Raw genomic sequence first — 14479 nt, 5'->3', positions numbered from 1 at the left:
GGAAGCTGCCGGGGCCCTGTCACTTCGCTCCACGGGCGCGGGGGCCCGGACCGGAATCGAAAGCGGTGGTCAGCTGCCCGCGGACAGGTTGCCCGAGAGGACCGGGATGTTGTCCAGGATGTGCGACAGGGACTCGTCGCCCTTCGCCTGGGTGGAGTTCTCGGTGCACTGCTGGTTCATCGGGTTGGACAGGACGTTGATGTCCTGGACGCCGACGTTGAGCAGGGCCACCAGCGACTGGGCGTTGACCTTGACCGGCAGGCCGACACAGGGCTTGTTCGCGGAGCCCTGGACCAGGCTGAGCTGCGGGCTCATGTCGCCCGTGGTCTTCTGGTTGCCGTACACCTGCGAGGAGCCGTTGCCGTTCACGGTGTTGATGCCGTTGTCGTTGCCGATGGCCAGGGCCGGGGCGGCCGTGGCGACACCCGCGGTGAGCACGGAGGCGCCGATCAGGGTGGCCTGGACGAGCTTGTTCATCATGTTCCTTTTGTCGCACGAGTGCCCGCTAGTGGAGCGCCCTGATCAACTGCCCGGTCATGGGGTTGGTTCCGCTGCTTCACTCAAACGGCCCGTTCCGGGCCGGGTTTTCCCCACCCCGGGTGAGAGCGCCCCGGACGCCTGCGCGAAGCCCGTACGCAGCCCGCAGCGGTTCATGATCCGGTTGCGGTCCGTAGAGCCTATAAGCACGGTGGGTGAGAGAAGCGGACTTTCCTGGTCCGATTTGGCCCGCTCACCCGAAGGAACCGCCATGTCCCGCACCAAGGCGTCCCGCATCCGCATCCTCGTCCCCTCGGCCCTGACCGCGGTCATACTGCTCGGCGCCGCGGCTCCGGCGAGCGCCCTCGACGGTGAGAAGGGTGCCGCGCTCACCGAACGGGTGGCCACGGTCCAGCAGCAGATCGACGAGCGCGTGGCGGCGGCCGGGCCCATCGACGACCTGCTGGGCGGGCTCACCAAGACGCTGCAGGACCTGCTGAAGTCCCTGACGGACCTCATCAAGCTGCCGGCGATCCCGGGGATCCCGGAGATCAAGCTGCCCGACATCAAGCTGCCGGAGATCCCGGGGGTCAAGCTCCCGGAGATCAAGCTGCCCGAGATCCCCAAGGCCCCGGCGATCCCGGCCGTCCCGCCCGCGGCGGACGACAAGCTGGTGCCGGACCTTCCGGATCTTCCGGACATCCCCATCCGCTAGGGGGGACCGGTGGCCGTGTCGCGGTTACGACTATTGCTCTGAACAGGTCTGATTCCGTTCGGAGCCGTGTCGTCTGGGGAGCTGGGCCGTTTCGTTTGTTGTGAGCCCCGGTTCGGGGCAGGACATCGAACAGAAGGTGCAATTCCCATGAACTCTGCCAAGAAGGCCGCTCTCGTCGTGGCCGCCGCTGGTCTCGCTGCGGCCGGTGCCGCCGGTTCCGCCGCCGCCGACGCATCGGCCGAGGGCGCGGCCGTGGGTTCCCCCGGTGTCCTGTCGGGCAACCTGCTCCAGGTCCCGGTCCACGTGCCGGTCAACGTCTGCGGTAACTCCGTGAACGTCATCGGTCTGCTGAACCCGGCCTTCGGCTCGGTCTGCGTCAACGACTGACGTCAGCCACCGCATGTGACTGTGGGCGCCACCGGCATCGCCGGTGGCGCCCACAGTCGTTTCGCGCGGGATGCGAGGGATCAGTTGTGGCCGTTGTTGAGCTTCACGCCGCCCAGCATCGGGGTCAGCTGGGTGACCGCGTTGGCGGCGCCCAGTGCCTCGGTCGGCCCAGCGTTGCGCAGCTGGTTCACCTTCTGCGCGGTGCCCACCACCTTGCCCACCGTGTCGCCCTGCTCGGCCAGCCCGTTGCTCACGGTCTGCGGGAGCGAGGCGGAGACGGGCGCGGCCGCGTTGAGGACCTCGGTCACCCCGCCCGTCAGGCTCATGGGCGGCAGCGCTCCGGGCTCGGCCGCGAAGGCGGGGGTCACGGCGCCGAGGGCGGCGACGGAGCCGGCGAGCACAGCGGCGACCTTCGTGTACTTCATTATCGAAATCCTTTTCCAGTGACGACCGTCGCGTCACTTTCGCCCTGGCTAACGATTCCTTGGGGCTGCGGAAACTCTGTCGCCGAACGGAATCGGCCGGAGAATCCGACATGGATTCTCCGGCCGATCCCGCTTGCGAATCTTTTCCGATTACCGACCGTATTACGGACCCGGCCGGCCCGGTCCGGGTCAGGAGACGCGGGACCTCCGGTACAGGATCGAACCGCCGAGCAGCAGGGCCGCGGCGAGGGCCGCGGCGGCCGCGGGCTGCCCCGCGGATCCCGTCTCGGCCAGCATCGGCCGTCCGGCCATCGGGGCGCGGGCCGGGGTCTGCGGCGCCGGGGCCGGGAGCGTGACCGGGGGCGCCTCGCGGACCGGCGCGGGGGCCGGTGCCGGGGGCAGGTGGATCGGGGTGTCGCCCGCCGGAGCGGCCGGGGGCTGGTCGGCCGCGGGCGCCGCCGGACGTACGGCCTCCGGTACGGGCGCGGGTACGGGCGCCGGCAGCGGGGCCGGAGCCGCGGCGGGCGCCGGGGCGGGCGCGGTCACGGGCGCCGGAGCGGGCATCGGGGCGGGTGCCGGAGCCGGGGCGGGCGCGGCGGGGGCGGCCTGCGGTGCGGGCGCGGGAGCGGCCTGCGGAGCAGGGGCCGGTGCCGGGGCGGGAGCCGCCGGGTGCTCGACGAACTCGCTGCCGTGGTGCTGCGGCCGGGGCTCGGGGGCTTCGGCGGGCGCCGGAGCGGGCTTCGGCTTCGGCGCGGGGGCCGCGTGGTGGGCCGGGGGCGCCGCGTGGTGCGCGGGGGCGGGCTTCGGCTTGGCGTGCGCGGGCTTCGGCGCGGGGGGCGCGTGGTGGGCCGCCGGGGCCGGGGTGGCCCGCGGGTGCTCGTCGCAGTCCTCGTCGCCGCCGCCGTTGCCGCCCTGGTGGGCGCCCTCGTGGCGGTCCTGCCCGGCTTCCTGGCCGTGCTCCTGACCGCGTTCCTGCCCGTGGCCGCGGTCGCGCTGCTCGGGCATCCGGTGCCTGCCGCTGCCCGCGCGCTCGTCGTGCCGCTCGGGCGCGCGCTCGGGTTCCCGCTCGCCCTGGCGCTGGTCGTGCTCGTCGCGCTGGTCGTCGAGGTAGCGCTGGAACGCCTCGGCGTTCTCCCGGCTCAGGTAGCGCTCGTAGTCGGCGTGGTCGCCGTACGCGCCCCCACCGCCGTCGGTGGTCACGCAGGTGCCGCCCATGGCCGGGTTGAGACCGGCCCCGGCGTCCACGCTGTTGCCGCAGACGTTCGGCGAGAACGTGATCGGTACCGAGACGCTGTTCCCGGCGAGCACGCCCGGTGAGTGCGCGGCCTCGGCGCTCGCTCCGGTGTGCGCGTAGGCCGCACCGGTCGCGATCGACAGCAGGCTCGACGCCGCCGCGGCCGTGAGCACTCCCTTGCCCAGTACCTTCCGGCTCAGTACCTGTCGCATGGGTCCTTCCCTGTCTACCGGCGGGGCCGCCGGTGCTGAATCGGAGGTGGCCTCGGAGTGCACCGCCGTGCACTCCGAGGCCACCCCGAGGAGGTCTGCCCTTGCGGGCTCAAGCGCTTCGTCAGTTGTTGATGCAGACGGTGCCGAACGCCGGGTTGAGCAGGGCGATCACGTTGACCGTGTTGCCGCAGACGTTGACCGGGATGTGCACCGGCACCTGGAGGAGGTTGCCGGACAGGACGCCGGGGGAGCCGACGGCCGCACCGTGGGCGTCGGCGTCAGCCATGGCGGGGGCGGCGGCACCAACGGCCATCAGAACGCCGGCGGCCAGCACAACTGCCTTCTTGTACGTCATGAGAATTTCGATCCTTTCCCGCAGAGGCGTATCCACTGCATGAATAACAACGAGTGGTCCGGGGAAAAGAAACCGCACGGACCGCGAAAGTCGGAGCGTCTCGTGCGGCCTGGATCGAATTCACTCCGATGCCCCGGCCGCGGGAATGCGGTGGGATATACCCGGGCATTCCCGCCGCGCGGAGCGGACACAAGGCGGGGCCGCCGCGACCCGAAGGTGCGGCGGCCCCGCCTGTGTGTCCCGCGATCAGCTGCCGCTGGAGGCGTTGCCCGAGAGGACCGGGATGTTGTCCAGGATGTGCGACAGCGGCTCGTCGCCCTTGGCCTGGGTGGAGTTCTCGGTGCACTGCTGGTTCATCGGGTTGGACAGGACGGGGATGTCCTGGACGCCGACGTTGATCAGCGCCAGCACCGACTGCACATTGGCCTTGGCCGGCAGGGCGATGCAGGGCTTGTTCAGGGAGCCCTGGACCAGCGCCATCTGCGGGCTCATGTTCCCGTAGGTGGCCTGGTTGCCGTAGATCTGCGCGGCGTTGTTGCCGTTGGCGGTGTTGACGCCGTTGTCGTTCCCGATAGCCATCGCCTGCGGGGCCATGGCCGCGCCCATGCCCACGACGGAGGCGGCAACAGCCGCGGTGGCCATCATCTTCTTGATCACAATCGTCCCTTTTCTGCAGGATTGCCCGGTACAGGAGCACCCGGAACAACGGCCCCGCCCCGGTGGGGGTTGCGTGGCTTCACTCGGATGCCGACGTTTCGGGCGGCACGGTTGACGGTCAGGCGTTCACACACTTGCTGCCGAACGCCGGGTTGAGCAGGGCGATCACGTTGACGGTGTTGCCACACACGTTCACCGGAACGTCGACCGGGACCTGGAGCAGGTTGCCGCTGAGGACACCGGGGGAGTCCTTGGTCACGCCCTGCGCGGAGGCGCCGTCGCCACCGTGCGCGGAGGCGAGGCCCGCGCCGCCCATCAGCATCGCAGCGCCCGCGACGGCCAGCGTGGTGCCGCGCATCAGCCTCTTCTTCATCTCCGTTATCCCTTTCGGTTCGAACAATGGTGCACCTCCATAACGACGTGCCATCCGCAAGGGTGCGTGGTATCGCCCAAAAGGCCGTACGCGCGAGTCCGGCGTGATTTCCAGCTTGATTTCTGACAAAGTTCACTCCTGTTTTGTCCCCTTGATCGAAAATGGAGACAGGGTCATGGGTTCCTCCCGCAGAATCCTCGGTTCGCTCGCCCTGCTGTCCTGCCTCGCACTTTCGGTGAACGTTTCTGCGGCGGACGCCGCGGGTCCGCCCCCGAAGGCTCCGGCGGCCCGCGAAAAGGCCCGTATCCCCTTCACCCAGCGTTATCAGGCCGAGCTGCACGGTGGGCTCGTACGGGCGTCCAACGCGGGCATCAGCTGCCGCAAGGAGGAGTCCCCGCAGGCCGAGCCGTGCGAGGACGTCAAGCGCGGCGCCGCCGGGGTGAACAACGACTTCGACATGTTCTACAGCGACGTCGACAAGGACCCCGACACCTACAACTCCACCCGCGCCGAGCTGAAGATCCCGAAGGGCGCGAAGGTCGCCTACGCCCGCCTGTACTGGGGCGGGAACCTGCGCGTCGGGGAGCAGAAGCCGCCGGAGGACAGCGGCCGGGTGCTCGTCGCCGAACCGGGCGGCGCGTACAAGGAAGTGCTGGCCGACACCGTGATCGGGCACCGTTCCGACGCGGGCAGCGATGCCTATCAGGCGTCCGCCGACGTCACCCCGATGGTCCGCAAGGGGGGCACCGGGATGTGGACGGTGGCCCAGATCAACATCGCCATGGGGAACTCGCCGGTGGGCGCGTGGGGCGGCTGGACGCTGGTGGCGGCCTACGAACAGCCGCAGGAGCCGGTGCGCCGGGTCGCGGTGTGGGACGGCTTCGAGGAACTGCGGGCCGGGGCCGGTCAGCTGGCCGCCGAGACGGTGGAGGTGTCCGGTCTGGACGCGCCCGCCGAGGCGACGGGCCGGGTAGGGCTCGTCGGTTACGACGGGGACCGCGGGGTCCTCGGGGACTCGCTCACCGTGACCGCCGACAGCGGTCGGCGGTTGAATCTGAGCGACGGCGAAAACCCGTTCAATGACGTGATGAATTCGACCATCACGGATTTCGGGCATTCCGCTTCGGTACGACAGCCTGAAAATATGAATAATCTCGGATATGACGCGGACGTGTTCGACCTGAGTCCCGCCCTGTCCGGTGGTGCCCGCAACCTGACGTTCAGGCTCACGGGCGAAAACCAGGGTCATTTCCTCGGCGTGCTCTTCGTTCAGACAGACGCGCGCCGCTGATCGCAGGAGACCGCTCCACGTGCCGTCAGAACCAGTGCCGGAGCATGTGTCAGAACATGTGACCGTCTTCCATCTCGTCCAGCCAGTGGAGGGCGGTGTCGCCCGGGTCGTCATCGATCTCGTCCGTGCCCAGAGCGCCGCGGGCCTGCGCGTCGTCGTCGGCTGCCCGCGCGGCGGACAGCTCGCCGACGGCGCCCGGGACGCCGGGGCCCAGGTGTTCACCTGGCGGGCCGGCCGGGCCCCCGGGCCCGGGCTCGCCGCCGAGGTGAGCGGCGCGGCCCGGCTCGTCCGCCGCGTCCGCCCAGACCTGCTGCACGCGCACAGCGCCAAGGCGGGCCTGGCCGGGCGGCTCGCCGTGCGCGGGGCGCTGCCCACCGTCTTCCAGCCGCACGCCTGGTCCTTCGACGCGGCCGCCGGAGCCACCGGCGCGCTCGCCCTGCGCTGGGAGCGCTTCGGTGCCCGCTGGGCCGACCGGGTGCTCTGCGTCAGCGAGGCCGAACGGCGCGCGGGCGAGTCGGCGGGCATCACCGCCGCCTGGTCGGTGATCCGCAACGGGGTCGACCTCGGCCACTTCCGCCCCGGCGGCCGCGGCGGCGCAGACGAGGCCTCCCAGGTCGACGACAAGGCGGCCGCCCGGGCCGCACTGCCGCTGCCCGCCGGGTTCGCGGACGGCGGGCCGCTCGCCGTCTGCGTCGGCAGGATCTGCCAGCAGAAGGGCCAGGACGTGCTGCTGCGCGCCTGGCCGGAGCTGCTCGGCAACGTCCCGGACGCCCGGCTGGTCCTGGTCGGCGACGGCCCCGACACCGAACGGCTGCGCCGGACGGCGCCGCCCCGGGTGCACTTCGCCGGAGCCGCCGCGGACATCCGACCGTGGCTTCGGGCCGCCGATCTCGTTGTACTTCCGTCGCGGTGGGAAGGGATGGCGCTCGCCCCGCTCGAAGCCATGGCCTGTGGCCGCCCGGTCCTGGTCTCCGACGTGAGCGGCGCCCGGGAGAGCCTGCCGCCAGGCCAGGGCGCCGTGTGCCTGGTGCCGCCGGAGGACCCGACGGCCTTGGCCAAAGCGCTCGGCCGGCTGCTGGCCGAACCGCGGCTGCTCGCCGAGCTGGGCGAGCGGGCGCAGCAGCACGCGCGGACCGAGTTCGACGTGCGGCGGACCACGGACGCGGTCACCGGTCTGTACCACGAACTGCTGGGCAGGCCCCGGCCCTTGAACCAGGAGCGCATCAGCCGATGACGATGGACAGCGCACACGCCCGGCCCACCGGGCAGAGCGGTACGGGGCCCGCGGGCACCACCGCCGTCCGGCGCTCCGCGGCCGCCATCCACCCGCCGCGCGGCCCCAAGGCCGAACAGGCCCGGCCCGTCCTGCGCCCGCAGCGGGTCCGCCGCCGCGACGGGATCGGCCCGCTGCTGACCGTCGACGCGCTGGCCGCCGTACTCACCACGACCACCCTGCCCGGACTGGACCTGCCCGGGCAGGCGGCCGCGCCGATCGCCCTGCTCGCGGCCGCGCTGCACGCCCAGGCCGGGCTCTACCGGCCGCGCCTCGCGCCCTCCGCGCTGCTCGAACTGCCCACGCTCGCGGGCCGGGCGGCGGTGCTGTGGTGCGGGGTCGCCGCCGTCGTGGCCGCCGCCGCCCCGCAGCGCGCCCTCGGCTGGGGAGTCCTGCTCACCTGCGTCTGCCTGCAGTTCCTGCTGGCCTGCGCCGGACGCGGGCTCGTCAACCAGCTCCGCAGGCGTACGGCCGTACGCGCCCCCCGCTCCGCGCTGGTCGTCGGCCCCGGCGCCGGGGCGGGCGCGGTGGCCGCAGCCCTGCACGGGCGCCCCGAATACGGGCTGCGCCCGGTCGGCCTCGCCGACACCGCCGGGGGCGCCGACGACGTCACCGGGACCGGGCTGCCCCTCCTCGCCACCCACGAGGACATCCGGCGCGCGGTCATCCAGAACTCCGTGCGCCACGCGGTCTTCACCCGCCCGCCGGAGGCCGACGAGCGCACCGCCTCGCTGGTGCGGCTCTTCCACGACCACGGCTGCCGCCTCTGGCTCGCCGACCCCGCCGGAACCGCGAAGGTCACCGGCATGCGGGTGGCGCAGCCCGCCGACCACCTGTGGGGGTACTCCGTACAGCCGCTGCTGCCGCGCCCGGCCCGCGCGCTGGAGCGGTACGGGAAGCGGATCATCGACTCCACCCTCGCCGCCCTCGCGCTCTGCGCCGCCGCGCCCGTCATGGGCCTGTGCGCGCTCGCCGTACGGCTCAGCGACGGACCGGGGGTGATCTTCCGTCAGGAGCGCGTGGGCCTGTACGGGCGCCCCTTCACCCTGCTCAAGTTCCGCACTCTGCGCCCGGCCGACGAACACGAGTCCGCGACCCGCTGGACCGTCGCCAACGACAACCGGATGGGCCCCGTCGGCTCCTTCCTGCGCAAGTCCTCGCTCGACGAACTGCCCCAGCTGTGGAACGTGGTGCGCGGTGACATGAGCCTGGTCGGACCCCGGCCGGAACGGCCCTTCTTCGTCGCCAAGTTCGCCAGCATCCACCCCGGCTACGAGGCCCGCCACCGGATGCCCGTCGGCATCACCGGGCTGGCCCAGATCAACGGCCTGCGCGGCGACACCTCCATCGAGGACCGGGCCCGCTTCGACAACCACTACATCGACACCTGGTCGCTCTGGCAGGACCTGTGGATCCTGGCCCGCACCGCGGCCTCCTTCTTCCGCTTCCGGCTGGGAGGCAGCTGAGCATGAGCACCGCCCACGCCACACCCCCGATCCGCTTCGACCTCCCGGGCGCGCTGCGCAGGCACTGGCCGCTGCTGCCGCTCGCCGCGACCGTCCTGCTGCTGTGCGCCCCGCTGCCCGCGGGGGACGCGACCGCCTCCGGCAAGGTCACCCCGGCCGACGCGGCCTCCCTGCTGCTGGTGTTCTGCTGCGGGGTCCAGGCGCTGCGCGGGCAGACCCGCGCGCTGAGCCCGCTGGGCGCGTTCCTGCTCGGGCTGCCCGCCGCCGGGCTGGCCGTCGCCACCGTGACCGCCGCCGATCCGTACGCCGCGCTGCCCGGCTTCGTGCGCTACCTCCAGGTGTTCGTGCTGGTCCCGGCCGCGGTGGTGCTGCTGGTGCGCGGCGCGCGGGAGTTCCGGCTGGCCGGGGCGTGCTTCGTGGCCCTGGCGCTGGTCCAGGGGGCGGTGGGCGTCGTCCAGTTCGCCACCCACACCGGAGCCTCCTACCAGGGCTCGGACATCCGGGCCGTGGGCACCTTCGGCCCCGGCGACGTCATGGGCATGGCCACCGTGGTCGCCTACGGGCTGATCATCGCCACCGCCGCCGCGCTGACCCCCACGCTGTCGCACCGGGTCCGGCGCGCGGCCACCGTCTGCGCGCTCGCGCTGCTCGTCCCGCTCGGGCTGTCCTTCAGCCGGGGCGCGTGGATCGCCACCGTCGGCGCGGGGCTCGTCGTGATGCTGATGGCCGGGGTGCGGCGGGCGCTGAAGGTGCTCGTCGCGCTCGGCGCGGCCGGGGTGGTCCTGGTGGGCGGCTTCGGCTTCGGCTCCGAGATGATCGCCGAGCGGATCGGCTCCATCACGCAGGTCTCCAGCGCGCCCGACCAGTCGGTGACCGACCGCTACACGATGTGGGCCGCCGCCGAGTCGATGTGGCGCGAGCGGCCGGCCGCCGGGGTCGGCCTCAAGGGATTCCCCGCCAACCGCGACAGCCACTCCGGGCTGGGGCTGTCCTCGGGGAGCGACACGGCGGGCGCGGGCCAGGCCTTCATCCGCCAGCCGCTGCTGTCCCCGCACAACATGTACCTGCTGGTCCTCAGCGAGCAGGGGCTGATCGGGCTGACCGCGCTCGCGGGCGGCTGGGCGGCGCTGCTGGTCGCCGGGGTGCGGCGGGTCCTGGCCCCGGATCCGGCCGCTCGCCGGATCCGGGACTGCGGGCTGGTCGCGGCCGGGCTGTTCGTCTGGCAGCTGACCGACTTCCTGTACGCCGACATCGGCGGCCCCTCCACCGTCCTCACCGGAGTGATCATCGGCCTGGCCGCGTGGTGGGCGCTCCCGTCCCCGACCGGTGACGGCGCCGTGGACCGCGCGGCCGCCGCGTGAGCGATACGACGCCCGTGACGGGCGCCCGGAGGCCCGCCCCCGCCCCTGTGGCCGGGGCGGGCCCCACCCACGTTCCGCCCGCCTCCGCGACCCCGGCCCCCGGGGCCGGTGCGGATGCCGGTGCCGGCGGCCGTGCGGATGCCGGTGCCGATGCGGCGGAGCCGCCCCTTCCGGCCCCGCCCTCCGGACCGGCCCGCGGGCACATCCTCGGTACGGGCCCCAACACGGGCCTGACGGGCCCGCGCCCGGCGCCGCCCGGCCACGCCCCCGGCGCGGCACCGCCCACCGGCTTCGCCGGGACGGGCGTGCCCGCCGCACCGATGGCGCGGCGCGCGGGCGTTCGGGGCGCCGAGGGTCCCGGCTCCGGCTTTGCCGGGTCGGGCAGGTCCCTGGCGCCGAAGGCGCGGCGCGCCGGTGTTCTCGCGACCGGCGTGCGGGCGCGCGGGGTTGCCGGGGACGGGGTTCGGCGTGCGGGTGTGCGGGAGGCGGAAGCCGGGGCCACGGGCGGCGGCTTCGGCCGGGCCGAGGGCGGGTGCGCCACTGCGGCCGGGCGGCGGCGCGGGGTGCGGGGCGGGGGCTCCGGGCCCGGCGACCCCAGTCCGGCCGCTGCCGGGGAGGCCGGTGGCGGCAGCGCTCCGCTCGGCCGGTTCCTGGCCAAGGCCGCGGCCGTCACGGCCGGACTGACCGCCGCCGGGGCCGCCTTCGGGCTGTTCCGGGACCAGACCATCGCGCACCTCTTCGGCGCCGGGCACGACAGCGACGCCTTCCTGATCGCCTGGACCGTGCCCGAGATGGCCTCGACCCTGCTGATCGAGGACGCCATGGCGCTGCTGATGGTGCCCGCCTTCAGCCACGCCCTGGCCCGGCGGGCGGCCGGGCGGGCCGGGCTGACCCGTAAGCAGGCCCGCGCCCAGGACCCCGTACGGCTGCTGGTCGGGGCGACGCTGCCGCGCCTGGCCGTGCTGCTGGCCGCGGTGGCCTCCGTACTCGTCGTCGCCGCGCCGCTCGTCGTCGCCGTGCTCGCGCCGGGGCTGCCGGATCCCGCACTCGCCATCGAGTGCACCCGGCTGACCGCGCTCACGGTCCTCAGCTTCGGCATCGCGGGCTACTTCAGCGCCGCCCTGCGCGCCCACCGCTCCTTCGTGCCCCCGGCCGCGATCTACGTCGCCTACAACGTGGGGATCATCGGCGGGATGCTGGCCCTGCACGCCGTGTGGGGGGTGCGGGCCGCCGCCTTCGGCGTCGCCGTCGGCGGGCTGCTCATGATCCTCGTCCAGCTGCCCGCCTTCCTGCGGCACGTCGGCTTCGGCCCGCCCCGCGCCAGGGGCGCCAGCCGCCGCCAGCAGGGCCGCGACCGGCCGACCCTCATCGCCTTCGGCGTGATCGCCCCGGTCATCTTCTTCGCGGTGTTCCGCCAGTCCCAGGTGCTCGTCGAGCGGTTCCTGGCCGCGTCCCTGCCGCCCGGCGCCATCTCGCACCTGAACTACGCGCAGAAGGTCGCGCAGATGCCGATGGTGCTCTCCCTGATGATCTGTACGGTCACCTTCCCTGTGGTCGCGCAGGCCATGGCGGGCGGAGAGCGGGAGAAGGCCCGGCGGCGGGTCGAACAGGACCTCGCGCTCGCCTCCCTCGCCGTCCTCATGGGCACCGCGCTCGTCATCGGGTATGCGCCCCAGATCATCCAGGTCCTCTTCGAACGCGGTGCCTTCACCCACCAGGACACCGTGGCCACCGCCTCCGTCATGCGGGTCTACGGCATCGGGCTGCTCGGCCACTGCCTCGTCGGGGCGCTGAGCCGGCCCTTCTTCTCGACCGCCCGGCCCACCTGGTTCCCGGCGCTCGCGATGGGCGCCGGACTCCTCGTCAACATCGTCGCCGGGGCCTTCGCGGTCGGCTGGTGGGGGACCTACGGGATCGCCGCCGCCAACGCCGCGGGCATCACCGCCACCGCGGCCCTGCTCCTCACCGGCCTCGGCTCGCGGATCGTCCCCATCCAGCTCCGCCGGGTCGCCACCAGCATCGGCCGGCTCGCCGTGGCCGCCGCCGCGGCCTGCGCGACCGGCTGGATCGCCGGTCCGATGATCCCCGACCCCCTGCTCAGCGCAGCGCTCGGCGCGCTGCTGGTCCCGGCCATGTTCGGAGCCTCCGGCATGGCCATACGGGCGCTGGAAATCACCGCCCTGCCCGCCCTGATCACCCAGAGGTTCCGTCATGTCCGCTGACACCGACACGGCGCCCGCCGCCGCGGCGGCTCCCGCCCGCAAGGCCTCTTCCGGCTCCCCGTGGGTCCTCATGTACCACTCGGTGACCGAGTTCACCGATCCCGCCGAGGACCCGTACGGCATCACCGTCACCCCCGACACCCTGGAAGCCCAGCTGCGCTGGATGCGCTCGCGCGGTCTGCGCGGGGTCTCGGTCGGCGAACTGCTGCGGGCCCGCGCGGACGGCCGGGCCGCCGGGCTCGTCGGCCTGACCTTCGACGACGGCTACACCGACTACCTCGACCACGCGCTGCCGCTGCTCCAGCGGCAGGGGTGGACCTCGACCCTGTTCGTACTGCCCGGGCGGCTCGGCGTGGACAACGTGTGGGACCCGCTGGGCCCGCGCAAGCCCCTGCTGAGCGCGGAGGGGATCCGCGCGGTGGCCGAGGCGGGCCAGGAGATCGGCTCGCACGGCCTGCTCCACCAGCACCTGACCGCCGTCCCCGACGACGTCCTCCAGCAGGAGCTGTGCGGCAGCCGCGAACTCCTGCGGGAGCTGACCGGGACCCTGCCCGAGGGCTTCTGCTACCCGTACGGATCCATCGACCGGCGGGTCGTCGAGGCGACCCGGGCCGCCGGGTACCGGTACGCGTGCGCGATCGCCCCCGGGGCGCTCGCGGGCCCGTACGCCCTGCCCCGCACCCACATCAGCCAGGCCGACGGCGCGGCCCGGCTGCGGATCAAGCGGCTGCGCCACCGGGTCGCCGGGCTGCGGCGGGCGGTGCGCGGGTGAAGACGCTCAAGGCGCTCCACATCATCACCGGGCTCGGTGTCGGCGGGGCGGAACAACAACTGCGCCTGCTGCTGCGCCACTTGCCGGTGCAGTGTGACGTGCTGACGCTGACCAACCCCGGGCCGGTCGCGGAGGGGCTGCGGGCCGACGGGGTCCGCGTGGTCCACCTCGGGATGCGCGGCAACCGCGACCTGGGGGCGCTGCCCCGGCTGGTGAAGTTCATCCGGCGCGGCGAATACGACCTGGTGCACACCCACCTCTACCGGGCCTGCGTGTACGGGCGCCTCGCGGCCAGGATCGCGGGCGTCGGCGCGACCGTGGCCACCGAACACTCCCTCGGCGCGGGCGAGATCGAGGGCCGCCCGCTCTCAAGCGGGGTACGGGCGCTGTACCTGGCGAGCGAGAAGCTCGGCGCGGCGACGGTCGCGGTGTCGGACACGGTCGCGGCGCGGCTGGAGGGCTGGGGAGTGCCCGCGGCCCGCGTCCACGTCGTACCCAACGGGATCGAGGCGGTCCGCTTCCGCTTCGACGAATCGGTGCGCCGGACCACCCGCGCCCGCACCGGCCTGCCGGAACGGGCGTTCGTGGTCGGCGGGGTCGGCCGGCTCGTGCCCGGCAAACGCTTCGACGTCCTGGTGCGCGCGGTGGCGGCGCTGCCCGGCGCCCACCTGCTGCTCGCCGGGGACGGGCCCGAGCGGCCCGCGCTGCGGCTGCTCGCCGCCGAACTGGGCGCGCAGCACCGCATCCACCTGCTGGGCGAACGCGACCCGCTCGGTGACACCGCCGACGGCCGCACCCCCGGGATCCCGGCGCTGCTCGCCGCCATGGACGTCTTCGTCTCGCCGTCGCGCGAGGAGGCCTTCGGGCTGGCGGTGGTCGAGGCGCTGGCCGCCGGGCTGCCCGTGCTGCACGTCACCTGCCCGGCGATCGACGACCTGCCCGCCGCGCAGGCCCCGGGCGCGCGCCGGATCGGGCCCGGGCAGGAGGAGCTGACCGCGGCCCTGCGCGGCCACATGGAGGCCGGGGCCCGGCGGCTGCCGCCACCGCCGGTGGTCCGCCGCTACGACATCGTCCGCAGCGCGGAACAGCTCCTGCACGTCTACGAGCGCGCCCTCGCCCCCGCCTCCGCCTCCGCCCGCCGCCCCGCGCCCCTGCCCGCGCCCGCCACCCGGGCCGGCGACCCGGCCGACACGAACCACCGGACCCGCACACCGCGGGGCCCGGAAACCGAACTCCCCTCCACGAGGAAGTGAGCACGC

General features: G+C 73.7%; 15 protein-coding genes. 9 read left to right on the top strand and 6 right to left on the bottom strand.

Going from position 1 to position 14479, the window contains the following annotated elements:
- Positions 1 to 69 precede the first annotated feature (69 nt).
- The gene (locus OHS33_RS15205; protein ID WP_443065448.1) at positions 70 to 477 is read right to left on the bottom strand and encodes a rodlin; all 408 of its coding nucleotides are present in this window, start codon (positions 475 to 477) and stop codon (positions 70 to 72) included.
- Positions 478 to 748: 271 nt separating this feature from the next.
- Between OHS33_RS15205 and OHS33_RS15200 the strand changes: the two genes are divergently transcribed.
- Positions 749 to 1192, top strand: coding sequence for a hypothetical protein (locus OHS33_RS15200; protein WP_330330933.1), 444 nt, complete (start codon positions 749 to 751; stop codon positions 1190 to 1192).
- A 147-nt stretch (positions 1193 to 1339) separates the two neighbouring features.
- Positions 1340 to 1579, top strand: a complete 240-nt coding sequence (locus OHS33_RS15195; RefSeq protein WP_330330932.1) for a chaplin — start codon at positions 1340 to 1342, stop codon at positions 1577 to 1579.
- 80 nt (positions 1580 to 1659) lie between these two features.
- Here the strand turns inward: OHS33_RS15195 and OHS33_RS15190 are convergent, their stop codons facing one another.
- The 5 genes from OHS33_RS15190 to OHS33_RS15170 form a co-directional block, all read right to left on the bottom strand.
- Positions 1660 to 2004, bottom strand: coding sequence for a hypothetical protein (locus OHS33_RS15190; protein WP_330330931.1), 345 nt, complete (start codon positions 2002 to 2004; stop codon positions 1660 to 1662).
- Between the two features lie 189 nt (positions 2005 to 2193).
- Positions 2194 to 3450, bottom strand: a complete 1257-nt coding sequence (locus OHS33_RS15185) for a chaplin (RefSeq protein ID WP_330330930.1) — start codon at positions 3448 to 3450, stop codon at positions 2194 to 2196.
- A 121-nt stretch (positions 3451 to 3571) separates the two neighbouring features.
- Positions 3572 to 3805, bottom strand: a complete 234-nt coding sequence (locus OHS33_RS15180; protein ID WP_330330929.1) for a chaplin — start codon at positions 3803 to 3805, stop codon at positions 3572 to 3574.
- A 246-nt stretch (positions 3806 to 4051) separates the two neighbouring features.
- Positions 4052 to 4462 (bottom strand): rodlin, encoded by a 411-nt coding sequence (locus tag OHS33_RS15175; protein WP_330330928.1) that lies wholly within the window; start codon positions 4460 to 4462, stop codon positions 4052 to 4054.
- 118 nt (positions 4463 to 4580) lie between these two features.
- On the bottom strand, positions 4581 to 4835 hold the full coding sequence (locus OHS33_RS15170; RefSeq protein ID WP_330330927.1) for a chaplin: 255 nt from the start codon (positions 4833 to 4835) through the stop codon (positions 4581 to 4583).
- A 175-nt stretch (positions 4836 to 5010) separates the two neighbouring features.
- On the opposite strand from OHS33_RS15170, the gene OHS33_RS15165 reads away from it, so the two are divergent.
- The 7 genes from OHS33_RS15165 to OHS33_RS15135 are packed head-to-tail and all read left to right on the top strand — an operon-like array spanning position 5011 to position 14473.
- Positions 5011 to 6126, top strand: coding sequence for a DUF3344 domain-containing protein (locus tag OHS33_RS15165; protein ID WP_330330926.1), 1116 nt, complete (start codon positions 5011 to 5013; stop codon positions 6124 to 6126).
- 46 nt (positions 6127 to 6172) lie between these two features.
- The gene (locus OHS33_RS15160) at positions 6173 to 7360 is read left to right on the top strand and encodes a glycosyltransferase family 4 protein (protein ID WP_330330925.1); all 1188 of its coding nucleotides are present in this window, start codon (positions 6173 to 6175) and stop codon (positions 7358 to 7360) included.
- Positions 7357 to 8865: an exopolysaccharide biosynthesis polyprenyl glycosylphosphotransferase gene (locus tag OHS33_RS15155; RefSeq protein ID WP_443065305.1), complete on the top strand. Its 1509-nt coding sequence runs from the start codon at positions 7357 to 7359 to the stop codon at positions 8863 to 8865. The genes OHS33_RS15160 and OHS33_RS15155 overlap by 4 nt, the downstream gene beginning before the upstream one ends.
- 2 nt (positions 8866 to 8867) lie before the next feature.
- Complete coding sequence (locus OHS33_RS15150; protein WP_330330924.1) at positions 8868 to 10226, top strand: O-antigen ligase family protein; 1359 nt, start codon at positions 8868 to 8870, stop codon at positions 10224 to 10226.
- On the top strand, positions 10223 to 12448 hold the full coding sequence (locus tag OHS33_RS15145) for a lipid II flippase MurJ (RefSeq protein WP_330330923.1): 2226 nt from the start codon (positions 10223 to 10225) through the stop codon (positions 12446 to 12448). The genes OHS33_RS15150 and OHS33_RS15145 overlap by 4 nt, the downstream gene beginning before the upstream one ends.
- On the top strand, positions 12438 to 13220 hold the full coding sequence (locus OHS33_RS15140; RefSeq protein WP_330330922.1) for a polysaccharide deacetylase family protein: 783 nt from the start codon (positions 12438 to 12440) through the stop codon (positions 13218 to 13220). Before OHS33_RS15145 ends, OHS33_RS15140 begins: the two co-directional genes overlap by 11 nt.
- On the top strand, positions 13217 to 14473 hold the full coding sequence (locus tag OHS33_RS15135; RefSeq protein WP_330330921.1) for a glycosyltransferase: 1257 nt from the start codon (positions 13217 to 13219) through the stop codon (positions 14471 to 14473). Before OHS33_RS15140 ends, OHS33_RS15135 begins: the two co-directional genes overlap by 4 nt.
- Positions 14474 to 14479: the final 6 nt, after the last annotated feature.

The sequence above is a fragment of the Streptomyces sp. NBC_00536 genome (genome assembly GCF_036346295.1).
Classification (GTDB): Bacteria; Actinomycetota; Actinomycetes; order Streptomycetales; family Streptomycetaceae; genus Streptomyces.
The sequence above is the reverse complement of the archived record's forward strand: the minus strand, read 5'-3'. Positions and strand labels throughout refer to the sequence as shown.